The organism is Pseudomonas sp. 9_2_1, assembly GCF_059295275.1.
In genome coordinates this window covers 3,139,888-3,161,324 of record NZ_CM181239.1, presented here as the reverse complement: position 1 = coordinate 3,161,324, position 21,437 = coordinate 3,139,888, and the positions used below count along the sequence as shown (strand labels likewise).

Sequence of the window (21,437 nt, the reverse complement as noted above, 5' to 3'; positions counted from 1 at the left end):
ACGACAGTCAGATGACAGCCTAATGACTAGTGGCCAATAGCCTCTAAGGTTTTCCCCGGTCAGCTACTGGTGTCTGCAAGCGCGCGGTTTCTTCCTCGATATAACTCATCAACGCGCTGACCTCGGCATCGCCCAGGCGCATGTTGGGCATGGCCAGGCGGTTGTACTGCTTATACAGCAGCATGGCCAAGGGGTCTTTTTCGGCCAGCATCTGGTCGGGCTCTTTCAGCCAGCGGGTCAGCCAGTTGGCATCACGCTGGCGGGTCACGCCCAACAGGTCGGGGCCGATACCGGGTTGCCCGGGTTCGCTGCGGCCCAGGGTGTGGCAGGACGAGCAGCGTGTGCGGAAGATCTGCTCGCCACTGCTGGGCGGGCGTATCACGGGGGCCTGGGCATAGTCGTTGTGCATGGCGCTGGCCTGCTTCCAGTTGTGCAGGCTGTTGCCCAGGCGGTCGGCGAGGATGTACGGGCTCTCGAAGGGCGAGGCCTTCATCCAGCGGCCGGTGGCCTGGTTGCCGATGATCAGGCTCAGGTTGTGGTCCTTGGAACGGCCGTTTTCCAGGCCGTCGATCCACAGCCCAAGGCTGCGGCGCAATTTTTCGATATCGTCGGGTTCACCGGTGAGCAGCGTCCAGCCCGGGCCAATGCCGAACTTTTCGGCGTAGCGCTTGAGGGTGGCGGGAGTGTCGTTGTAGGGGTCGATGCTGATGGAATAGAGGAAGATGTCCTTGCCGATGCGGTCCCCCAGTATTTTCTGCACCTGCCGCAGGCGGGCGGTTTCCACCGGGCAGGAATCGGTGCAGCCGGTGAAGATGAAGTTGATGGCCACCACCTTGTCCTTGATCAGGTCGTCGAAGAAATGCACCTTTTCGCCGTCCTGGGTCAGCAGCGGGATGTTGGGGAAGTAGTCCGCCCCCCAGGGGGTGGCGGCTTCATCGGCCACCGGTTGTTGCGGCTGCAATGGCCAGAATGGAAGGCTGGCGGCGAACAGCGCGAGCACCAGCAGGAAACGCCATGTGCCGGGCATGATGCGGTCCTCTTTGTGGGGATGCTGCACACAATCTTTGCAGGAGCAGCCTTGTGCTGCGAAGCGGCCATTACCGACGTGGCGGCTGCCTGCACCGGCCTCTTCGCAGCACAAGGCTGCTCCTACAGTCGTTACCATTGCCCTGCTACTTGATGCTGATCGGCACTGTCACGCTCTGGCCCAGGGTCGACTTCACGGTCACCGTTGCCGGCGTGGCCGGGCCGTTGCCGGTGGTGGTTACCGACAAGCGCCAGCGGGCACCGCTGGTGGCGGCGGTGAGTGTGGCCGTGCCCAGGTTCAGCGGCCCGGCGGTGGTTGCAGCGGTCACGCTGATGCTGTTGCCAGTGGCCACCGAGGTGGTACCGGCCAGGTCCCAGGTGTAGCGGTTGCCACTGCGTACCTGCACCGTGGCACTGGTGACCTGGATCTGGTCGACTGGCGCCGCCGGGTTCACCACGATGCTGACCGTGGCGGGCGCTACCGACTCGGCACCCTTGGCATCACGCGCCGTGTAGTTGAAGCTGGCGGTGAACGGTGTGCCTACCGTGGCCGGTGGGGTGTAGGTCACGGTAGTCCCGTCGGTGCTGGTGGTTCCCTGGCCAGAGTCCGGCTGGCTGAGGCCAGTGACGGTCAACGGCAGGTTGCCTTCCGGGTCGGTGTCGTTGGCCAGCACATTCAGGCTGACGGCCTTGCCTGCGGTAGTGGCGGCACTGTCGTTGTTGGCGACCGGTGGCTTGTTGGCCGAACTATCGTCATCGCCATCATCATTACCTTTGGTACGGAAGGTTGGCAGGCCCACCGAAGCCATGTATTCCACCCCGTCCCAGCCCGGCAGCGGGGTCGGCATCACCTGGAACTGGCCCGGATGCTCGAGGTCCCAGCGCAGCAGCATCGACGAGTCCTCGTGCTGGGTGTTGTGGCAGTGCTCCATGTAGGTGCCAGCGAACTCGCGGAAGCGGATGGCCATTTCCACTTCTTCCGACGAATCGGTATCCGGCCCGATGCGATACACATCCTTGCGGGCCCATTTTTCCCACTCTGGCGGCGCCTTGCCGTCGCGGCTCAGGATCACGCCTTCCTCGAAGTGCACATGCACCGGGTGGCTCCAGCCGTTGCCGCCGTTCTTGATTTTCCACACCTCCAAGGTCCCGTCGCCGCTGAACCCGGCATCGGTGGACTGGTTGGCCAGTTGCGGTGCTGCACTGATGCGGCGTGGGTCCATGCTGTAGCCGAAACCACCGTCGGTCTTGATCGTCCACGGGGTGGTGTCGGTGCCGTCCGAGCGGCCGAAGATGAACTCGCGGTGGCGGGCATCCTTGATCTTGGCCTGGTCGGTTGCCGAGTTGCGGTCGATTGGCAGCGGCAGCATTTTCAAGCCTTCAGCCTTGCCCGGTTTGGCCGGTTCGTAGGCCACCGGGTCCATGCTCAGGTCCTGACCGGCGTACGGCTGTACCAGCAGTTGCAGGAACTTGCCGACTGCAGGGTCGCCGTTGTCCCACTGCGGGCCGTTGCTGGTCTGCTTGATCACTGCCTTGTATTTTCCCGACAGCACATCGGCCAGCGAAATAGTGCCTTCCGGGCCCTTGCCGGTGCGGTGCTCCTCAAGGTTGACGAAGTACAGCTTGTCGCCGGCCTTGATGCCGTTCTTGGCGAAGTTGATGATGATGTCGTAGCGTTCGGCGATGCCTTGCAGCGGCAATATACCGTTGTTGTCCTGCAGGTTACCGTCGGCATTCAGGTCCATGGTGCCGTCGAACGGCACGGCGTGTTCCATGATGTTGCCGTCGTTGGCGATCATGTGGAACGGCACTCGCGCATACGACACGTTGGAGCCGGACGGGCCTTTGAACTCACCGCTGGTGCCCGCAATTTCACGTACCACGGCAAACTTGAAGTAGCGCGACACCGAGCCGTTGAGGATGCGGAAGCGGTAGCTGCGCGCACGCACCTTGAGCTTGGGCTGGTATTGCCAGTTGACCAGGATCTGGTCACCCAGGAAGCCATCGGTGTTGAACGGGTTGAACCACAGCTGGCCGTTGGCATCCCAGGCCTTGTCGGCGATCACCAGGTTCACGTCGTAGTCGCGGTTCCCCCATGGCATGCCCGAGCCGCTGGGGAAGCGCAGGTTGACGCCATCCTGCAACGCCTCGTTGCCGCGGTCCAGGGCGCTGTAGTAGTTCATCATCACGGCGTTGCCCTTGTAGACGTTCTGCGCCGTGAAATCCATCATATGGTCGTGGAACCAGTGGGTGCTCATGGTTTCACGCCAGTCGCCACGAATCTTGATGCTGCCGTTCTGGCAGGTTTTCAGGCCTGGCGAGTCATCGTTGACGAACAGCGTTTCACCTGGCGCGCAGGGGAACGCCGCACGCGGGTCCTGGGCACGCGTGTTGATGGTGTCGTAGCCGGCCAGCTGCACGGGCCAGCGGTAGTCGTAGTACTGACCGGGGAAGAAGTAGGCGTTGGCGAAGCCGTCGCTTTCAGCCGGTGAGTGGCCGTTGTGCTCGTGGGTCGAAATGGTATGCAGGCCAAAGCCCCCGTTGGCCGAGGGGTCGATCGGCAGGGCGTTGTAGTGGCGCATCAGGATTGGCTGGCCGTAGCGCACCATCAGCAGCTTGGGCGGGAAGGTGCCGTCGAACGTCCACAGTGACTTGTGGTTCTGCAGTGGGAAGTTGGGGTGGAATCGGGTATCGATGCCTTTGGTGGTACCCAGCGTGGTCGGGATATCGGACGTCTGGTAGTACAGCCCGCCCGGCGCGAACTCACCGGCAGCATAGTTGTGCAGCTGCTTGCGATCGCGCAGGCCCAGGTTTATCCGCGCCCCGGCCTGGGCGGTCTTGAACGCCGCCTGCGGGTAGAACTCGTTCCAGCGCTGGTGCGACCAGCCTTTTCCTGGTGGCCGGCCTTCTGCCGGCGAACCCACCGGGTGGCGGTTGAGGAACATTTCGATCTGCGCCTTCCACGGGTTGCGGTCCAGCACGTTGGCGTACTGGGTGGGGAAGGGGTACAGGCCTGGCTGCTTGAGGAATGCTTCCAGCGCGGTGCCGCTGGGGCCGCTGCGGGCCACCACGTTGGGGTCCTGTGCAGGGGCGGCGCCGAGCGTGGGGACCGGGAATGTCAGGTCGGGCGGAGGCAGTGCCGGGTCGAGTTTTTCCGGCCCGAATTCTTCAAACAGCAGCAGTTGCTGGGTGAAGGGTTGGGCGCCGAACAACGGGCTGGGCTTGCCGTTGGTAGGGTACCGGTCCGAGGTTTGCAGCGCGGGAGGCAGCACGTTGTCTATACGCACCGTCGAACGGTCGCCATACACGCCATCAGTGAGTTCCAGCGAGCCCTCGTTGGCTTCTTTCAAGGTATTGAGGTTTAGCAGAGCCGGCGTGGGGTCGTCGGGCTGATCAGAGTAATAGGACGGATCGGTCGGTGGTGGCTGGCTATTGTCATCCAGCGGCGAGGCCACTGCTGTGATCAGCCCGAGGCTGAGCATCAGCGCTGTGACGGTAGATAGCTGGAATGCATGCCTGGCAGGGTGGATCATGGCAGGTGTTTTCATTGCCTTGTGCCTCGCTCACGGCTATATGGCTGGGAGCCATCAATGGCGTTTTGCCTGGTTCAAGGGCCTGAGCAATGGTTGTGCCAACAGATATTTCTGTAATGCTTTGTTAAACAAATCCTTGCGGCGCCTGAAGCGCGCTAAATAACCGCGCGTCAATAATGGGGATAAGTCCCCAGTAGCGGGGCACCGGTTGCCCACGTTTTGGGGAGTGGGGGAGTGACAGCCGGGGCGCCCTGGGGTATACCTGAACGCCACCAAGGGGAGCCCGGCAACGGGCTGAGAAACCGCTGAGCTCTGCAGCGCGGTGACCCTTCGAACCTGATCCGGATCATGCCGGCGAAGGGATGGGATTCAAAACCTGCCTTTTTGCCGGCCTCACTGCGGGGCCTGTCCATGCCAACTTCCAAGGTCTCGCTGTCACCCCCTTCAAGGACAGCAACATGACCGAACGCTTCAGCCAGTTCCTGCGCCGCCAGAGCGAGCCGACCTGGTCGGCGGCCGTTGGCCACCGTTTCGTGACCCAATTGTGCGACGGCAGCCTGCCTGACCCGATCATGGTCGACTACCTGGTGCAGGATCACCGCTTCCTCGACAGCTTCCTGGCCTTGCTGGGCGCGGCCATCGCCAGCACCGACAGCTTCGAGGCGCGCCTGCGCTTCGGGCGTTTTGCCGGAATGATCAGCAGCGACGAGAACACCTACTTCCTGCGCGCCTTCGAGGCCCTCGACGTCAGCCCTGCACAACGCAGCGAGCCGGCCGATAGCGCGCCAACGGCGGGCTTCAAGGCAATCATGCGCGAAGCGGCGGCGACCCGCTCCTACGCGGCGGCGCTGGCCGTGCTCAACGTTGCCGAAGGCCTGTACCTGGACTGGGCGCTGAAAGCGCCGAAACCCATGCCGGCCAATTTCGTCCATGCCGAGTGGATCACCTTGCACGACAACCCGGCGTTTCAGGCGTTCGTCGCCTTCCTGCAAAGCGAGCTGGACCGCGTCGGCCCGCAGGAGGCGGCACTGGCGAGTGACTTCTACCAGCGCACCGTGGCGCTGGAGCTGGCCTTCTTCGACGCCGTGTACCCGGAGGTCAAATGAGCATGGACATCTTCCAGCGCCTGAAGACGGCTGCCGAGCCCCAGTGGCACAGCTATGTCGACCATGATTTCGTGCGGCAGATGGGCGAGGGCACGCTGAGTGAGGCGGCGTTTCGGACGTACCTGGTGCAGGACTACCTGTTCCTTGTCCAGTTCGCCCGCGCCTGGGCCCTGGCTGCCTACAAAAGTCGCCGCCCGGCCGACATCCGCGCGGCACAGGCGGGGCTGGCGGCGATTCTGGATGAAACCGAGCTGCACTTGCGCCTGTGCGCGCGCTGGGGGCTGACCCAGGCCGACATCGAGGCGGCACCCGAGCACCAGGCCACCGTGGCCTATACCCGTTATGTGCTGGACTGCGGTGCAGCGGGCGACTTGCTGGAGCTGCACGTGGCACTGGCGCCGTGCGTGATCGGTTATGCCGAGATCGGCCGGGCCCTGGCAGAGCAGATCGGCGACTTGAGCAACCACCCGTACCGCGAGTGGATTGGCGAGTATGCCGGGGACGGGTATCAGGGCGTGGCAGCGGCAGCGCGCAAGCACCTGGATGAGCTGGCGGCGCGGAGCATGACCGAGCAGCGGTTTGGCGAACTGGTCGGTATTTTTGGCCAGGCGTCGAGCCTTGAGGCTGATTTCTGGCAGATGGGGTTGGATGGGGGGTGATTGGGGGCTGAGAGGTGTTTGCCCCAGGATTTTCAGCGCCTGTCAGCCCTGATGCAAATCTCCCAAATCAAAGGGCTCGAACCGCTATGATGTGTGAGCAATGCAAAGCCCAAGGAGATCCTCGATGAACATCCTCAACGCCCGACTGCGCGGCAAACCCGGCCTGTTCCGCATCGAACTGAACGCCGAGCGCATCGCCGCCATCGTGCCCCAGCCCGAGCCGGTGACACCACGCGCCGCCGATGACCTGGACGCTGGGCAAAACCTGGTGGTGGCGCCTTTCATCGAACCGCATATCCACCTGGACGCCACGCTTACTGCCGGCGAACCAAGGTGGAACATGAGCGGCACCCTGTTCGAAGGCATCGAATGCTGGGCCGAGCGCAAGGCAATCACCACCCACGATGACATCAAGACCCGCGCGAAAAAAACCATCGGCATGCTCGTGGACCACGGCATCCAGCATGTGCGCACGCATGTCGATGTAACCGACCCCGCGCTCACCGCGCTCAAGGCCATGGTCGAGGTGCGTGACGAAGTGCGCGAGCTTGTCGACCTGCAGATCGTTGCCTTCCCGCAGGAGGGTATCGAGTCGTATGCCAACGGCCGGGCGCTGATGACCGAAGCGGTGGCGATTGGCGCCGACGTCGTCGGTGGTATTCCGCATTTCGAAAACACCCGCGACCAGGGCGTGTCGTCGGTGAAGTTCCTGATGGACCTGGCCGAGCGCAGCGGCTGCCTGGTGGATGTGCACTGCGACGAAACCGACGACCCGCAATCGCGATTTCTCGAAGTGCTGGCCGAAGAAGCCCGGGTACGCGACATGGGCAGCAGGGTAACGGCCAGCCATACCGTGGCCATGGGCTCGTATGACAATGCCTACTGCTACAAGCTGTTCCGCCTGCTCAAGCTGTCGGGCATCAACTTCGTGTCGTGCCCGACCGAGAGCATTCACCTGCAAGGGCGCTTCGACAACTACCCTAAACGACGCGGTGTCACCCGCGTGGCCGAGATCGATCGTGCCGGCATGAACGTGTGCTTTGGTCAGGACTCCATCGTCGACCCGTGGTACCCGCTGGGCAACGGCAACATCCTGCGCATACTCGAGGCCGGGCTGCATATCTGCCACATGCTCGGCTACGACGACCTGCAGCGCTGCCTGGACCTGATTACCGACAACAGCGCCCGCACCCTGAACCTGGGCGAGCGCTACGGCATCGAGGTCGGGCGGCCGGCGAACCTGTTGCTGCTCTCGGCCCCAGACGATTACGAGATGGTGCGCAGCCAGGGGCATGCGCTGGTGTCGGTGCGCCATGGCAAGGTACTGATGCGGCGCACCCCGGCGCAGGTGCAACGGTTGCTCTAAAGTTGGCAGGGCACAGCTGAATGCCAGTCAGTTAAGCAATTGGGGCCGCTCTGCGGCCCATCGCCGGCAAGCCAGGCTCCCACAAGTACGGCGCATGGCTTGAATGCGATGCGGTCGGATGGAGCAGGCATCCAGCAAGCTTGGCTCCCACAGGTACGGCGCATGGTTTGAATGCGATGCGGTCGGATGGAGCAGGCATCCAGCAAGCTTGGCTCCCACAGGTACGGCGCATGGTTTGAATGCGATGCGGTCGGATGGAGCAGGCATCCAGCAAGCTTGGCTCCCACAGGTACGACGCATGGTTTGAATGCGATGCGGTCGGATGGAGCAGGCATCCAGCAAGCTTGGCTCCCACAGGTACGGCGCATGGTTTGAATGCGATGCGGTCGGATGGAGCAGGCATCCAGCAAGCTTGGCTCCCACAGGTACGGCGCATGGTTTGAATGCGATGCGGTCGGATGGAGCAGGCATCCAGCAAGCTTGGCTCCCACAGGTACGACGCATGGTTTGAATGCGATGCGGTCGGGGTGGGAGCTGGCTTGCCGGCGATGGGCTGCACAGCAGCCCCATTAGCCTTGACTGACTGGCATCAGGGCTGAATGGCCTTCAAAAACTTCCCTGCAAGATGTTGCGGCGGCACACGATCACCGCAACACCCCGCTGCTGCAATAGCAGCGGCACCTCCGATACTCCTCCGTTAGCTGTGGCCGATCTCCGCTCTCGTTGGCGCCGTTGCGTCCTCCCCATTTCTTCGATCACGAACCCGTCACCGGCTGGTGCTGGAATGCGTTAGCGATGCGCACGTGTGTACGGCTGCGTCGTAAAAACGCCTGAAATTTCACCTCACATGCGATAAGCCGTGATTATTCCACCTTAATCAAGCATTGCGGGGCAGCCCAACTATCGTCATAATTGGTATGTAATTACATGGTACATAACACAGTACAAAATCGTAGGAGCAAGCATGGCCCGGGGCGGTATCAACAAGGTCGTAGTGCAGCAGGCACGTCAGGCGCTGATTGCCCGGGGCGAAAACCCCAGCATCGACGCCATACGTATAGAGCTGGGCAATACCGGGTCGAAGACCACGATTCATCGCTATTTGAAGGAACTGAACGGCCAGCAGCCGGTGGCGTCGGAAGGGGGCGTAGCGCTGAGCGAAGTGCTCAGCCGCCTGGTCGGCCAACTGGCCACGCAGCTGCAGGACGAGGCGGACCTCAGGATCGAGCAAGCCGAAAGCACATTCACCGAGCAGCGCGAACAACTGGAAGCGCAGCTTGCGATCGCGCAACAGGCGCTGGCTGCAGCCCATCAGCAGCACCAGATCGACGTGACTGCGCTGGCAGCCGAGTCGCAAAAGCTGCTGTCCACCCAGAGCACGCTGCAGGCCGAACAACTGCGCAGCGCCAGCCTCAATCAGTCGCTGGGTGAAATGCAGGTGCGCCTGGCCGACAAGGACGAGCAGGTCAAATCGCTGGAGGACAAGCACCGCCATGCCCGCGATGCGCTGGAGCACTACCGCACGGCCAGCCGTGAACAGCGCGATCAGGAGCAGCGCCGCCACGAAGCGCAGCTGCAGCAGTTGCAGCTGGAACTACGCCAGTTGCAACAGGGCATGATCGTCAAGCAGGACGAGCTGACCCGCCTTCACCGCGACAACGAGCGCTTGCTGGGCGAACACCGCCAGGCCGCCAATGAGTGCCGGGCGCAAGACCAGCTGCTAGAGCAGCGCGACGCACAAATACAGGGGTTGCGCACGATGCTCGCCCAGGCCCAGGGCGCCAGCGACGAAATGCGCCGGCAGCTGGATGTGCAGACCCAAAGCCTGCAGGACAGGCGCGACCTTTGCGCCGAACAGGCTCGCCAGTTGCAGCGGCTGGAGGAGCACCTGAGGGAGCGGGACGAGGCACTTGCGCAGTGCAGGGCGCAACTGCCTGCGGTTGCAGATTAATCAAACTTTCGCGGACGGCTGCTTTCTTCTGTGGACACTCACGGGAGATAGCCATGCCTGAATCTAAAGCGCCAAACAAAGAAGGACCTCACTCGTCCGAACAGTCAGATAAGCCGAATGACCTGGGGTTCGACCCCGATTCGCCGGATGCCGATGACCCGCAGGTCGACCCGCAAGGGCCGGCCAAACCGCCAAGGGATGTGGAAAAGAAACAGTGAAGGCTAGCGTCACTCGACGTCATCAGGGACCGCAAAGCGGCCCCTGATTTGCCTGACTAGCGGTGTGCCCCCAGGATTGTCAGGCCTCGGCCTGTCTGGCTGCCTCGACACCCGCAGCAGACAACTTGATCGGATAGCTCACGCTGATCTGGTGGTCATTGCCCACCGTCACGCTGCCATCATGAATCAAACCCGCCTCCTGCAACGTCTTGAGCATGCCGGCCACGGCCTTCTCGCCGCGGTAGTTATCCAGCACTTCCTTGCCCAGCCCTTGGGGGTGCGCATGTAACAGGCGGGTCAGTACTTCGGTTTTCAATGCATCGTTAGTCATGCTGGGCCTCACTTGCCGTGCTTGGTCTGAAGCGCTTTGGCGTGTTCCAGGTGCTTTTCGAGTTTCGGCAGGGTCTCGCTGGCGAAGGCCTTCAGCTCCGCCTTGTCGGACGAAGCAGCTTCTTTCTTGAACAGCTCCACTGCTTTTTCGTGGGCGTCGACCTGGTTGTTGATGTACGACTTGTCGAACGACTCGTCGCGCCACTCCAGGATCATTTTCTTGACCTTGTCGGTCATGGCCGCCTCATCGGGCACTGAGATATCCAGCTTGCGGGCAATGTCGCCGAGTTTCTGGTTGGCCTGGGTGTGGTCGGTGACCATCTGCTGGGCGAATGTATTGATCTCGGCGTCCTGGCTTTTTTCCAGGGCCAGCTTGCCGGTTACCACCTCGGCAATGCCAGCTTCGGTGGCCGCGTCGACAAAATCATCTGAACTGGCTGCCATCGCCTGGACCGATGCCAGGCCCAATACCATGGACAAACCAACGCGCTTGATGAAGAGACTGCTCATGCTTCACTCCTTAAACCGTGGCGCGACGTCAGTGTCGCGTACGGTTGAGGGTGCGGGCGAGGTAAAGGTTTAATCTTTTTCGCGACGGGTTTGGCTCCGGCGACCCTGAACTATAGTGAAAGGCGGCAGATGCCGTATGGCTAGGGATTTGAATGTGCGCAGCCAGGAAACAGGATGATGACGGGCTTATCGCGGTAGCCAGCGAGGGGCGCGCTGTGGCGTTGTTCCGCCTGGTATTGGCATTCATGCTGGTGGTGATGCTGGCCTTCGCGCTGGTGGAAGGCTGGCGTATCTGGCGCGACTACCGGCACGCCTTCAGTAATGCCGAGAACATCGTCACCAACCTGGCCCGGGCCACGGCCCAGCATGCCGAAGACGCCATCCGCCAGGTCGACGCCATCACCGCTACGCTGGCCGAGCGCCTTGAAGGCGACGGTTTCGAGCACATCAACCGGCCCCGGCTGCATGCACTGCTGGCCAAGCAGAAAAGCATCATGCCGCAGTTGCACGGGCTGTTCGTGTATGGCCCGGATGGCCACTGGATCGTTACCGATCAGGCGCTTATCCCCGCCAATGCCAACAATGCCGACCGCGATTATTTTGTCTATCACCGTGACCATGCCGACCGCGGTGTACGGGTCGGTTCGGTGGTGCGCAGCCGCTCGACGGGCGACCTGATCATTCCCATTTCCAGGCGCCTGGAGTACCCCGACGGCAGCTTCGCTGGCGTCCTGCTGGGCACCATCAAAGTGCAATGGTTCGTGCAGTATTACGGCGATTTCAAGATTGACGAGCGTGGCGCGCTGGTGTTGGCCAAGCGTGACGGGACCATCCTGGTACGGCGACCGTTCGTCGAGCCGGCGGTAGGCCGAAGCCTGGCCAACAGCGAGATCTTCCGTAACCACTTGCCTTACGCTGCGGAGGGGGTAGCAGAGGCAGTAGCGGTGGTAGACGGGACGGCTCGGCTATACGCCTACCGCGCGCTGTCGAGTTATCCGCTGGTGGTTGAAGCAGGCTTGTCGCGTGAATCCATCGTCGCGCCCTGGCGCCACGATGCCATCAAGTCGCTGGCGGTGTTGTTGCTGTTGTTGCTGGGCCTGGCAGCATTTGCTGGGGTGGTGCTGCGCCAGTTACGCGAACGAATAACCATCGAGCGGGCGCTGCACCAGGCGCACCAGACGCTGAAGGCGCTGGCCTTGACCGACAGCCTGACTGGATTGGGAAACCGTCGTCGCCTGGATGCGGTGTTCGAGGCAGAATTGAAGCGTGCGCGGCGACAGGGCTACCCGGTGGCATTGGTGATGCTCGATCTGGATTACTTCAAGGCCTATAACGACCTTTACGGGCATCCTGCGGGCGACCAGTGCCTGCGGCGCTTCGCTGAAGTCTTGCAACAGGCCCTGAAGCGGCCAGCAGACCTGGCAGTGCGCTATGGAGGAGAGGAGTTCACGCTACTGTTGCCCGATACCGATACACACGGCGCAGAGGTGCTGGTAGTGGAAGTGCAGCAATTGCTGCGGCGCCAGTTGCTCGAGCACGGCGGGAGCCCGCTGGGGCGCGTGTCGTTCAGTGCCGGGATTGCGGTCGGTGATCTGGCGCGGGAAGGGGTGACGGCCGAGAGGCTGATGGCGGCCGCCGACGGCGCGTTGTACCAGGCCAAGCGGCAGGGCCGGGATGGATTTTGCGTAGCGGCAAATGCAGGGGTTGGCGTGGCGCCATAAGGCCTGAAGCCTCAGTTGAAGACGCATGGCGCAGCGCCCGCTGCTCCCGCTCGTTGCGCAGAACCCCGCACAACCGCCAACCCAGATCCTTGTCGAACGCTTGATGCCGGGCAGCCACTGGATGTCGTGCTCAAGGGTAGGGCCAATGCGCATGCGTCTGTCCTGTTGTTTCAATCTGCTGTCAGTACCTGTGGCTGCAGCTGCCAGCGCACCGAGCTTACACCTTTCTCCAGGCTGACCCGGCTGACCAAGCGCTCCAGTTGCCCCGGTGCCTGCGCCGTGCCCAGCAGCTCGGCGCGCACTTCCAGGCGGGCCGGGTTGGCCAGGTCTTCGCTTTGCAGCGACTGCAGGCGCAGCTCAGGGTCGGCCAGGCTATGCAGCATCAAGCTGCGAACCTGGATCTCGTCCTCGGCACGGCAGACGATGCGCACTTCAAAGTGCTGTTCCACTTCGCTGGCCGGCACCACGTCCTGGCGGTCCAGGCGCTGGGCGATGTCGCGTAGCAGGATGTTGGCGCACAGAATCACCAGGCTGCCCAGTGCCGCCTCCAGCAGCAGCCCCAGGCTGCACAGCACGCCGACCGCCGCCGTGCACCACAAGGTAGCGGCGGTGTTCAGGCCGCGTACGTTGAAGCCGTCGCGCATGATCACACCTCCACCCAGAAAGCCGATGCCCGAGACCACATACGCGGCAACCCGCGAGGCGTCGGCAGGGAGCATGCCTGGCACCGCCTGGGTCATGAGGACGAACAGGCAGGCACCGGTGCTGACCAGCGCGTTGGTGCGCAGTCCGGTCAGGCGTTGGCGCAGTTGGCGCTCGGCACCGATCAGCGCCCCCAACATCAGGGCGATGCTGACGCGCAGCAGAAATACTTTCCAATCCATAGCAAACCTCTTCCACGGGCAAATGCCCGCACGTACGCCATCAGGTGGCGCGGTTGAAAAACCAGAAAATGCGCAGGACCACGGGGGAGGGGAAGAGAAGAGGGGGTTACAAGAAACCACCGTCTTGCCATTGCGGCCAGACAGTGCAGGACACTGCCAGGCTAGCGCGCCACGTGGGCCTGTCGCAAGCGACTGGGGCTACTGTCCAATGCAGGTCTCCTGTTCAGGGAAGCAAAATTGCGTCGCGCACCTTACGCCCCGGGACAGACGAGGTCAAGGGTGAAAAGATGACAATGGCTTCATCGGCAAAGGGCCTGCAGCCGGCACGCCTGCATGGCAAAAAACGCAGCCAGTGGGTACCCTTGCACTTTCCTTGGCCATCACCTGGACCGTTCCATGCTGTTCAATCTCGCCATCTTGTTCGGCACCCTGGTGACCATGGAGGGCGTTGGCACGCTGGCTCATAAATACATCATGCATGGTTGGGGCTGGTGGCTGCATCGATCTCACCATGAGCCACAGCTGGGCATGCTCGAAACCAACGACCTGTATCTGCTGGCCCTGGGGCTGATCGCTACCGCGCTGGTGGCATCAGGCAAGGCGGGGTATGCACCGTTGCAGTGGGTGGGCGCTGGTGTGGCGGGGTATGGGGTGCTGTATGTGGTGGCCCACGACGGTTTCTTCCACCGGCACTGGCCGCGCAAGCTTCGGCCGGTCAACGGTTACCTCAAACGCCTGCACCGGGCGCACCGGTTGCACCATGCGGTGAAGGGGCGGACCGGGTGTGTTTCGTTCGGTTTTTTCTACGCGCCGCCGTTGAAGGTGTTGAAGCGGCAGTTGCGCGGGAAGAGCGGCTGAAGGTGGCTGTGCTGGGTCGGGGTTGTTGGTTGGGCATGTTCCAAGAGGGATAGCATCCGGGCTGAAAGGCGTTTGCCATAAGAGGTGCAGCGCCTATGAGATCCCCCGCAACCCCATGACCTGCCAGCAAAAGCACCATGGCCTCCCCTCAATTCACCGTCTCCCCCTCAGCCCGCGCCGCCACATGCCCGCGGCTCACCCACCAGCCAAACCCCGCCGCAGTAAAGAACATGATCAAGCTGTACAGCGCCGCCGGCACGGCCATGGTCGGGTTGTTCAGCAGCGAAGGGCTCAAGGCCAGGGCAATCGCCAAGGTGCCGTTGTGAATACCGATCTCCATGCCGATGGCGATCGCCTGGCGTTTGGGAATGTTCAGCAGGCGCGGTACAAAGTAGCCAACTGCCAGGCTGAGCAGGTTGAACAGCAACGCCGCCAGCCCCACCACCGGCGCGTACTCGGCCACGGTCTGCCAGTCCTTGGTCAGGGCCAGCACAATGGTGAACGCCAGGAACAGCGCCGCCACCAGCTTCATCGGTTTCTCCATGCGCCCCGCAAAGCCGGGGGCGAAACGCCGAATCAGCATACCCAGGGCCACCGGCAGCAAGACAATGGCAAACACCTGCATAACCTTGCCAAACTGCAACGGGATGGCCTGGTCCGATGCCATGAACCAGCCCAGCGACAGGTTCACCAGCAACGGCATGGTCAGGATCGCAATCAGCGAGTTAACGGCCGTCAGGGTGATGTTCAGCGCCACGTCGCCATGGGCCAGGTGGCTGAACAGGTTGGCCGTGGTGCCACCCGGTGATGCTGCCAGCAGCATCAGCCCCACCGCCAGCGCCGATTCCAGGCCAAAGCCATTGGCGATCAGGAAGCATACCAGCGGCAACAGCAGAATCTGGCAGGCCAGGCCGATCACCACCGGCTTGGGATACTTCACCACCCGGGCGAAGTCGGCCAGGGTCAGCGACAACCCAAGGCCGAGCATGATGATGCCCAGGGCAAGCGGCAGGAACGCGGTAAGCAAGGGCGAGGCGGTCATGGGCGTGTCTCTTGGGCGAAGGATCCCGACGAGTGTAGGACGGCCTCGATTGATAGCTAATTGCAAAGAGCCAGCTCTTGGTAACTGTTTGTTACCGGCAAACCGGCCATCGCGCCCGCATGCCGCGTTGCAGCAGGCCTGCAGGCACAGTAGCATTCCCGCTTTTACCGAGGATTAGCCTTTCATGCCGTTCCAGCAAGGTCTGCTTGCCACTCCGGTGCCGGCGCACGCCCGTCACCTGTTCTTCACCCTGCAGTCGCCCGAGGCGTTGCCTGCCGCTCTCGATGCCTTGCTGCCGCAGATCGATGGCGTACAGCTGATCCTGGGCGTCGGGGCACCGCTGGCCAAGGCCATGGGCCGCGAAGTGCCGGGCCTGCGTGCGTTTCCGCAGCTGGATGCCGCCGTGGAAAACCCGAGCACTCAGCACGCCTTGTGGTTGTGGCTGCGCGGCAACGAGCGCGGCGATCTGTTGCTGCGTGCCCAAGCCCTGGAACAGCTGCTGGCGCCGGCCCTGCGCCTGGCCGACAGTGTGGATGGCTTCCTGCACCGTGGCGGCCATGACCTGACCGGCTACGAGGATGGCACCGAAAACCCGGTGGACGAAGACGCCGTGCAGGCAGCCATTGCGGCAGACGGCTCCAGTTTTGCAGCCTTTCAGCTGTGGAAGCATGACCTGGAATACTTCAAGTCGCTGCCGCAGGCGGACCAGGACAACATCATCGGCCGTCGCCTGAGCGACAACGAGGAGCTGGAAGACGCGCCCGAATCAGCCCACGTCAAGCGGACCGCCCAGGAAAGCTTCGAACCTGAGGCGTTCATGGTGCGTCGCTCGGTGGCCTGGGCCGACCCACGCGGTGCTGGCCTGGCCTTCGTCGCCCTGGGCCACAGCTTCGACGCGTTCGAAGTGCAATTGCGGCGCATGAGCGGACTGGAAGACGGGATCATTGACGGCCTCTACCGCTTCAGCCGGCCATTGACCGGCGGCTATTACTGGTGCCCGCCGATCGCTGAGGCGGGTGTCGACCTGAGCCAGCTGCTGCAGGGCTGATCACTAAACATCCAGACACAGAAACACCTGCCAACGCAGGCCAGAGCGGCTAGCATTGAAAGTTTCCGGTTCATGACGGGGGCTTTTCCATGTACGCACGTCGTGATGTCCTACGCGCAGGTGCCGCCTTGGGTTTGCTTGCCGCGAGCCCTTGGTTGCACGCCGCTGCCCCGACCGGGCTGCTGACGCGCAAAGTCCCTTCCACCGGCGAGGCGCTGCCGGTGATTGGTGCCGGCACCTCCGGCAGTTTCGAAGTGGAAGCCGGCTCGGCTCAGTACCAGCAGCTGAAAACTGTCCTCAAGGCCTTTTTCGAGGGCGGCGGGCGGGTCATCGACACTTCACCCAACTACGGCGGCGCCGACCGTATTCTTGGCCAATTGCTGGAGGAGGGCGGCTGGCACCGACAATGCTTCATTGCCACCAAGATCGCCGCCAACAGCCGCGCCGATGCGCAAGCGCAATGGGCTGGTAGCCTCGAAAGCCTGCGTACCGACAAGGTCGACCTGCTGCAGATCCACAACCTGCGCGACTGGCAGCGGCAACTGCCCTATGCCCAGGAACTGAAGCAGCAGGGCAAGACCCGCTACGTAGGCATCACCCATTACCTGAACAGTGGGCAGGACGAGGTCGCCAGCATCGTCCGCAGCCAGCCGCTGGACTTCATTCAAATCAACTACTCGGTCAACGCGCCCGAAGCCGCCCGCGAGTTGCTGCCGCTGTGCCAGGACAAGGGTATTGCGGTGCTGATCAACAGGGCCTTTGACGATGGCCGCCTGTTCGCCAAGGTAAAGGACCAGGCCTTGCCCGCCTGGGCTGCAGACGCGGGTATCGGCAGCTGGGCGCAGCTGTTTCTCAAGTTCGCCATCAGCCACCCGGCGGTGACCACGGTCATTCCTGCCACCAGCCGCCCCGACCGCCAGCTCGACCAGCTGAAGGCCGGCCATGAGCCGATGCTTACCCAGGCGCAGCAACAGGCGCTGATCAAGCTGTTTGCCTGACGCCATGCAGGCCTGGCGGCGGCGCCTGGACCAAGGGCTGAACATCCAGCCTGGCGAGGGGCCGGCGGTCGTCGCCGGCCTGCTGCTGTTCTACCTCCTGTTCACCGGCTATTTCATGCTGCGCCCGGTGCGCGAAACCATGGGTGTCGCCGGTGGCGTCGACAACCTGCAATGGCTGTTCACCGGCACCTTCATCGCCACCCTGGCGTGCCTGCCGCTGTTCGGGTGGCTGGCGTCCAGGGCGCAGCGCCGGCATATCCTGCCGTGGACTTACGGCTTCTTCGCCAGCAACCTTGTGCTGTTTGCCGTGCTGTTTGCCCGCGCGCCCGACGATGTGTGGGTAGCTCGGGCCTTCTATATCTGGTTGTCGGTGTTCAACCTGCTGACCATTTCGCTGGCCTGGAGCGTGCTCGCCGACCTGTTCTCCACTGTGCAAGGCAAGCGCCTGTTCGGCTTGCTGGCGGCCGGGGCCAGCCTTGGCGGGCTCAGTGGCCCGATCCTGGGCACGCTGCTGGTGGCGCCACTGGGGCATGCCGGGCTGCTGCTACTGGCGGCCGCCTGTTTGCTCGGCAGCATCGGCGCGACCCTGTACCTGCAGCGCTGGCGTGCCCGCCAGCCATTGCCAACGCAAGCCGGCCACCCGGACGCGCGGCCGCTGGGCGGCAACCCGTTTGCCGGTGCTACCGCCGTGCTGCGCTCGCCGTATCTGCTGGGCATCGCGTTGTTCGTGGTGTTGCTGGCCAGTGTCAGCACCTTCCTGTATTTCGAGCAGGCGCGCATCGTCAGCGAAACCTTCACTGACCGCACTCGACAGACGCAGGTGTTCGGCCTGATCGACAGCGTGGTCCAGGCCCTGGCCATCATCACCCAGGTATTTCTTACCGGCCGCCTGGCGCGGCGCCTGGGGGTTGGCATATTGCTGGTGGCGGTACCGCTGGTAATGGCGGCTGGCTTCTTGTGGCTGGCACTGGCACCCGTGTTCGGCGCATTCGTGGTGGTGATGGTGGTACGGCGCGCCGGTGAGTACGCGCTGGTGCGCCCCGGCCGCGAAATGCTGTTCACGGTGCTGCCCGCCGAGGACAAATACAAGGCCAAGAACTTCATCGACACTGTGGTCTACCGCGGCGGCGATGCCTTTAGCGGTTGGCTGAAGCGGGCGCTGGACGTGATGGCCGAACACCCGCAGCTGGCGATGCTGACCGGCACACTGATTGCGTTGTGCTGGGCGGCTACCGGGAGTTGGCTAGGGCGCCGACAGGCTTGCCTGGAACGCCCGCTGCGCGACTGACAAGCGCACCAAATATGGCGCCGCCGCTTATTTAACGCCGCCGGTCCGAACGCTTCGCAATAAACCGAATCCCTTCATATGCCGGAACTCCGAACAGGTGTACGGCGAAAAAGCCGTGCATTCCGAAGTCATATGAGGTTTGAGACCATGGCCAACAAAGAGAATAGCCGCACCGGCAATCAACAAGGCAGCCAGGGTGGTAGCAAGAACCCAGGCAATTTCGCCAATGACCGCGAGAAAGCTTCCGAAGCAGGGCGCAAAGGCGGCCAGCATTCCGGTGGCGGCCAAAGCAGCGATACCAGCCGCAAGGGCGGCCGTTCGTAAGTGAGGCTACGCAGTGCCAGGGCAACCTGGCACTGCGATTTTATTAAGCAGGAGCTCCTTATGCGACTGACTCCCCTGATCGCCCTGATGGGCGCCCTGACTTTGGTCGGCGGCTGCTTCGACCGCGACAACGACCACCCGGGCAAGGATTCCGATCCCAGCAAGCCTTCTCTGCAGATGCAGCAACCCGCTGATAAACCCGCTCCCCAACCTGCGCCAGACCCTGAGCCGATGCCAGGCCAGAAAACCAGCCCATAACACGCGCATGAGGAACACGCCATGACGGTCACGACCTGCAAGACCGCCGTGAAGGGTAAGGCCTTGGCGACCGTGCCCAGCCTTCACGCTCGTTACCACGAACTGCTCGAAGGCCGTGACACGAGCAGCGCCGCGTGGTTGAACGAACAGCTGGCGCACGCTCGGCGCTTGCCGGACGACCTGCCAGCTGATCCCGCCCGGTTGCAAGCCTGGAGTGCCCAGCATGCCGCTCAGGTGGCCGAAGCCTATGCGGCGTATCTGCAGCAGCGTCGACAAGGCGCGCCACGGCGCTATTTTGCCAACCGTGCCCAGGCCTTGTGGTTTCTCCAGCAAGTGGCGCCCACCAAGGCAGTAGACGGTGCATGGCTACACAGCACCTTGCGCCACTGGGGTGATCCGCGCTTCCACGGCCTGATCCGTACCTACCTGGAAGAACTGGGCAGCGGCGACCCGCGCTGTAACCACGTGCTGATCTATCAGCGGCTGATGAGCCGCATCGGCTGCCCAGGCCAGGCCGAACTTGAGGACGAACGCTACCTGCAAGGTGCTATACAGCTCGCGCTCGGGCAGCACGGCGACACATTCCTTGCCGAGATGATCGGCTACAACCTCGGCTACGAGCAACCGCCGTTGCACCTGCTGATTACCACTTACGAGCTGGCCGAGCTGGGCATCGATGGGCAGTACTTCCAGCTGCATGTCACTATCGATAACGCTGCCAGCGGTCATGCCCACCTGTCCACCCAGGCAGTGCGCCAACTGTGCCCCGCCCACGATCAGCATGCCTTCTATGAGCGCGTCAGGCTCGGTTATCGCCTCAATGACCTGGGTGTCGATACGCCAAGCCTGATCAGCCGCTTCGACCTGGAGGCCGAGCTGCTGCGGGCACTTGAGCACAAGCGCAATTTCGGCCAGTTCATGCATTCGGACCACTGCCGCCTGCAGCAGCGTACCGTCAACCAGTGGCTGGCCGAGCCGGGCGCCATGCCAGCGTTTCTGCAGGCGCTGCAGGCCCAGGGCTGGATCCGCCGTGGCGAACAGCCGGCCCAGAGCCGTTGGTGGGCGTTGATCGAAGGGCCGTCGGCACCCATGTACGGCGTATTCAACGCTTACGAGAAACAGCTGTGGCACGACTGGATCGCGTCGGGCTGGCAAACCCGGGTCAGGCGCGTCATGCCGGGCAGCTGGGATGTTCCTGTGCAGCCGGAGGACGCACCTCTCGGCAGGTCGCAGGATGAAAATGAAAATATCGATGCATTGATTGAGAAAATGGCCGGCAATCGCCATGCCGCACCGGAGGGTCTGATCGCGACCCGTGCGTACCTGCGCGCCACCGGCCTGATTCAGGAGCAACCCTGCTGATGATGCTCGACCCACAACATCTGGAAACCGACCGGGCTTTACTGCAGCTAGGGAAGCGCCTGCGCGCCGACGGCTACCGTTTTACCTGTGTCACGCCCGCTACCCACGCCCGCGTCAACAGCCGCCAGGGGGCGGAACAGGCCCGCACCTTGCGCGATGTGTTCGGTTGGAGCCGCCCGTTCTCGCCAGCCTTGCTGTCTGCTGATGAACTGGGCCAACTGCAGCGCGGCCATCTTGTCACCGAACAAGGGCAAATGCTGCACAGTACCGTGCGCTGGTCGACCCTCGATGACCTGCTACTGGTGCACTCGGCGTACCCCACCGACGCCAGCGATGCAGTGTTTTTCGGCCCGGACAGCTACCGCTTCGCCCAGGTCATCCATGACCACCTGCAACGCACCCCGCAGCGGGTCGAGCATGCGGTCGACATCGGCTGCGGCAGCGGCGTCGGTGCACTGCTGATTGCCCGGGCCGCGCAGCATGCTCAGGTCAGCGCTGTCGACATCAACCCGCTGGCGCTGCGCTACACCGCCATCAATGCAGCACTGGCCGGTGTCAGCAATGTTTCGGTCGAGCCCAGTGACCTGCTTGACGGCATTACCGGCACGTTCGATCTGATCGTGGCCAACCCACCCTATATGCTTGACCTGAGCGAGCGCACCTATCGGCATGGCGGTGGATCACTGGGCGCAGCGCTTTCGCTGCGCATCGTCGAGCAAGCCCGCGAACGGCTGAGCCCAGGCGGATCGCTGCTGCTGTACACCGGGGTCGCGATGGTCGAAGGGCGGGATGCCCTGTTGGAAGCGGTCCGCCTGCGGCTGGCAGGGCCTGAATGGTCGTGGGTATACCGGGAAATTGACCCGGATGTTTTCGGCGAGCAACTGGATGAGCGTGGCTACGAGCACGTGGAACGCATTGCGGCCGTGGCGCTTACCGTCACCCGTAACGGGTAATC

At 62.9% G+C, this 21,437-nt stretch carries 19 protein-coding genes, 1 pseudogene and 1 riboswitch; of the genes and pseudogenes, 14 read left to right on the top strand and 6 right to left on the bottom strand.

Annotated features, from left to right (window positions below; all coding sequences use genetic code 11):
* Window positions 1-43 precede the first annotated feature (43 nt).
* Both AC5O5I_RS14205 and AC5O5I_RS14200 read right to left on the bottom strand, forming a co-directional pair.
* On the bottom strand, window positions 44-1,027 hold the full coding sequence (locus AC5O5I_RS14205; protein ID WP_494510979.1) for an SCO family protein: 984 nt from the start codon (window positions 1,025-1,027) through the stop codon (window positions 44-46).
* Window positions 1,028-1,172: 145 nt separating this feature from the next.
* Window positions 1,173-4,574 carry an Ig-like domain-containing protein gene (locus AC5O5I_RS14200; RefSeq protein ID WP_494510978.1) on the bottom strand — a complete coding sequence of 1,134 codons (3,402 nt, stop codon included), beginning with the start codon at window positions 4,572-4,574 and terminating at the stop codon, window positions 1,173-1,175.
* A gap of 250 nt (window positions 4,575-4,824) precedes the next feature.
* Window positions 4,825-4,939: riboswitch (TPP riboswitch) on the top strand.
* A gap of 78 nt (window positions 4,940-5,017) precedes the next feature.
* On the opposite strand from AC5O5I_RS14200, the gene AC5O5I_RS14195 reads away from it, so the two are divergent.
* The 5 genes from AC5O5I_RS14195 to AC5O5I_RS14175 all read left to right on the top strand — a co-directional run bounded on the left by AC5O5I_RS14195 (window position 5,018) and on the right by AC5O5I_RS14175 (window position 9,859).
* Entirely contained in the window at window positions 5,018-5,665 is a 648-nt protein-coding gene (locus AC5O5I_RS14195; RefSeq protein ID WP_172232144.1) for a TenA family protein, read from the top strand.
* Window positions 5,662-6,324, top strand: coding sequence for a thiaminase II (gene tenA / locus AC5O5I_RS14190; protein ID WP_172285362.1), 663 nt, complete (start codon window positions 5,662-5,664; stop codon window positions 6,322-6,324). The genes AC5O5I_RS14195 and tenA overlap by 4 nt, the downstream gene beginning before the upstream one ends.
* Before the next feature lie 124 nt (window positions 6,325-6,448).
* Window positions 6,449-7,690: a cytosine deaminase gene (codA, locus tag AC5O5I_RS14185; RefSeq protein ID WP_172229029.1), complete on the top strand. Its 1,242-nt coding sequence runs from the start codon at window positions 6,449-6,451 to the stop codon at window positions 7,688-7,690.
* Between the two features lie 964 nt (window positions 7,691-8,654).
* Complete coding sequence (locus tag AC5O5I_RS14180; protein WP_172285360.1) at window positions 8,655-9,641, top strand: DNA-binding protein; 987 nt, start codon at window positions 8,655-8,657, stop codon at window positions 9,639-9,641.
* A gap of 53 nt (window positions 9,642-9,694) precedes the next feature.
* Window positions 9,695-9,859, top strand: a complete 165-nt coding sequence (locus AC5O5I_RS14175) for a DUF6021 family protein (protein ID WP_172229025.1) — start codon at window positions 9,695-9,697, stop codon at window positions 9,857-9,859.
* 79 nt (window positions 9,860-9,938) lie between these two features.
* Here AC5O5I_RS14175 and AC5O5I_RS14170 read toward each other — a convergent pair whose 3' ends face one another.
* A complete protein-coding gene (locus tag AC5O5I_RS14170; RefSeq protein ID WP_172229023.1) occupies window positions 9,939-10,190 on the bottom strand; it encodes a hypothetical protein in 252 nt (83 codons plus the stop codon).
* A gap of 8 nt (window positions 10,191-10,198) precedes the next feature.
* Entirely contained in the window at window positions 10,199-10,699 is a 501-nt protein-coding gene (locus AC5O5I_RS14165; protein WP_494510977.1) for a DUF4142 domain-containing protein, read from the bottom strand.
* A 152-nt stretch (window positions 10,700-10,851) separates the two neighbouring features.
* On the opposite strand from AC5O5I_RS14165, the gene AC5O5I_RS14160 reads away from it, so the two are divergent.
* Window positions 10,852-12,420, top strand: a complete 1,569-nt coding sequence (locus AC5O5I_RS14160; RefSeq protein ID WP_494510976.1) for a sensor domain-containing diguanylate cyclase — start codon at window positions 10,852-10,854, stop codon at window positions 12,418-12,420.
* A 170-nt stretch (window positions 12,421-12,590) separates the two neighbouring features.
* On the opposite strand, the gene AC5O5I_RS14155 is transcribed toward AC5O5I_RS14160, so the two are convergent.
* The gene (locus AC5O5I_RS14155) at window positions 12,591-13,304 is read right to left on the bottom strand and encodes an MgtC/SapB family protein (RefSeq protein ID WP_494510975.1); all 714 of its coding nucleotides are present in this window, start codon (window positions 13,302-13,304) and stop codon (window positions 12,591-12,593) included.
* A 396-nt stretch (window positions 13,305-13,700) separates the two neighbouring features.
* Between AC5O5I_RS14155 and AC5O5I_RS14150 the strand changes: the two genes are divergently transcribed.
* Window positions 13,701-14,162, top strand: a complete 462-nt coding sequence (locus AC5O5I_RS14150; protein WP_172229016.1) for a sterol desaturase family protein — start codon at window positions 13,701-13,703, stop codon at window positions 14,160-14,162.
* 148 nt (window positions 14,163-14,310) lie between these two features.
* On the opposite strand, the gene AC5O5I_RS14145 is transcribed toward AC5O5I_RS14150, so the two are convergent.
* Entirely contained in the window at window positions 14,311-15,204 is an 894-nt protein-coding gene (locus AC5O5I_RS14145) for a bile acid:sodium symporter family protein (protein WP_172285356.1), read from the bottom strand.
* A gap of 184 nt (window positions 15,205-15,388) precedes the next feature.
* Here AC5O5I_RS14145 and AC5O5I_RS14140 point away from each other — a divergent pair, with 184 nt between their 5' ends.
* The 7 genes and pseudogenes from AC5O5I_RS14140 to AC5O5I_RS14110 all read left to right on the top strand — a co-directional run bounded on the left by AC5O5I_RS14140 (window position 15,389) and on the right by AC5O5I_RS14110 (window position 21,435).
* On the top strand, window positions 15,389-16,252 hold the full coding sequence (locus AC5O5I_RS14140) for a Dyp-type peroxidase (RefSeq protein ID WP_494510974.1): 864 nt from the start codon (window positions 15,389-15,391) through the stop codon (window positions 16,250-16,252).
* Window positions 16,253-16,341: 89 nt separating this feature from the next.
* The gene (locus tag AC5O5I_RS14135) at window positions 16,342-17,250 is read left to right on the top strand and encodes an aldo/keto reductase (protein WP_172227392.1); all 909 of its coding nucleotides are present in this window, start codon (window positions 16,342-16,344) and stop codon (window positions 17,248-17,250) included.
* A gap of 4 nt (window positions 17,251-17,254) precedes the next feature.
* Window positions 17,255-18,538, top strand: a complete 1,284-nt coding sequence (locus tag AC5O5I_RS14130) for an NTP/NDP exchange transporter (RefSeq protein WP_494512764.1) — start codon at window positions 17,255-17,257, stop codon at window positions 18,536-18,538.
* Between the two features lie 204 nt (window positions 18,539-18,742).
* A pseudogene (locus tag AC5O5I_RS14125) lies at window positions 18,743-18,862 on the top strand (KGG domain-containing protein); the annotation flags it as partial.
* Between the two features lie 60 nt (window positions 18,863-18,922).
* Window positions 18,923-19,120, top strand: coding sequence for a hypothetical protein (locus AC5O5I_RS14120; protein WP_494510973.1), 198 nt, complete (start codon window positions 18,923-18,925; stop codon window positions 19,118-19,120).
* A 21-nt stretch (window positions 19,121-19,141) separates the two neighbouring features.
* Complete coding sequence (locus tag AC5O5I_RS14115) at window positions 19,142-20,482, top strand: iron-containing redox enzyme family protein (RefSeq protein ID WP_494510972.1); 1,341 nt, start codon at window positions 19,142-19,144, stop codon at window positions 20,480-20,482.
* Complete coding sequence (locus AC5O5I_RS14110) at window positions 20,482-21,435, top strand: methyltransferase (protein WP_494510971.1); 954 nt, start codon at window positions 20,482-20,484, stop codon at window positions 21,433-21,435. Before AC5O5I_RS14115 ends, AC5O5I_RS14110 begins: the two co-directional genes overlap by 1 nt.
* Window positions 21,436-21,437: the final 2 nt, after the last annotated feature.

Excerpts from the sequence above, each read along its gene's own strand:
- AC5O5I_RS14205 (WP_494510979.1), bottom strand. The coding sequence starts at position 1,027 with ATGCCCGGCACATGGCGTTTCCTGCTGGTGCTCGCGCTGTTCGCCGCC.
- AC5O5I_RS14200 (WP_494510978.1), bottom strand. The coding sequence starts at position 4,574 with ATGAAAACACCTGCCATGATCCACCCTGCCAGGCATGCATTCCAGCTA.
- AC5O5I_RS14195 (WP_172232144.1), top strand. The coding sequence starts at position 5,018 with ATGACCGAACGCTTCAGCCAGTTCCTGCGCCGCCAGAGCGAGCCGACC.
- tenA (WP_172285362.1), top strand. The coding sequence starts at position 5,662 with ATGAGCATGGACATCTTCCAGCGCCTGAAGACGGCTGCCGAGCCCCAG.
- codA (WP_172229029.1), top strand. The coding sequence starts at position 6,449 with ATGAACATCCTCAACGCCCGACTGCGCGGCAAACCCGGCCTGTTCCGC.
- AC5O5I_RS14180 (WP_172285360.1), top strand. The coding sequence starts at position 8,655 with ATGGCCCGGGGCGGTATCAACAAGGTCGTAGTGCAGCAGGCACGTCAG.
- AC5O5I_RS14175 (WP_172229025.1), top strand. The coding sequence starts at position 9,695 with ATGCCTGAATCTAAAGCGCCAAACAAAGAAGGACCTCACTCGTCCGAA.
- AC5O5I_RS14170 (WP_172229023.1), bottom strand. The coding sequence starts at position 10,190 with ATGACTAACGATGCATTGAAAACCGAAGTACTGACCCGCCTGTTACAT.
- AC5O5I_RS14165 (WP_494510977.1), bottom strand. The coding sequence starts at position 10,699 with ATGAGCAGTCTCTTCATCAAGCGCGTTGGTTTGTCCATGGTATTGGGC.
- AC5O5I_RS14160 (WP_494510976.1), top strand. The coding sequence starts at position 10,852 with ATGTGCGCAGCCAGGAAACAGGATGATGACGGGCTTATCGCGGTAGCC.
- AC5O5I_RS14155 (WP_494510975.1), bottom strand. The coding sequence starts at position 13,304 with ATGGATTGGAAAGTATTTCTGCTGCGCGTCAGCATCGCCCTGATGTTG.
- AC5O5I_RS14150 (WP_172229016.1), top strand. The coding sequence starts at position 13,701 with ATGCTGTTCAATCTCGCCATCTTGTTCGGCACCCTGGTGACCATGGAG.
- AC5O5I_RS14145 (WP_172285356.1), bottom strand. The coding sequence starts at position 15,204 with ATGACCGCCTCGCCCTTGCTTACCGCGTTCCTGCCGCTTGCCCTGGGC.
- AC5O5I_RS14140 (WP_494510974.1), top strand. The coding sequence starts at position 15,389 with ATGCCGTTCCAGCAAGGTCTGCTTGCCACTCCGGTGCCGGCGCACGCC.
- AC5O5I_RS14135 (WP_172227392.1), top strand. The coding sequence starts at position 16,342 with ATGTACGCACGTCGTGATGTCCTACGCGCAGGTGCCGCCTTGGGTTTG.
- AC5O5I_RS14130 (WP_494512764.1), top strand. The coding sequence starts at position 17,255 with ATGCAGGCCTGGCGGCGGCGCCTGGACCAAGGGCTGAACATCCAGCCT.
- AC5O5I_RS14120 (WP_494510973.1), top strand. The coding sequence starts at position 18,923 with ATGCGACTGACTCCCCTGATCGCCCTGATGGGCGCCCTGACTTTGGTC.
- AC5O5I_RS14115 (WP_494510972.1), top strand. The coding sequence starts at position 19,142 with ATGACGGTCACGACCTGCAAGACCGCCGTGAAGGGTAAGGCCTTGGCG.
- AC5O5I_RS14110 (WP_494510971.1), top strand. The coding sequence starts at position 20,482 with ATGATGCTCGACCCACAACATCTGGAAACCGACCGGGCTTTACTGCAG.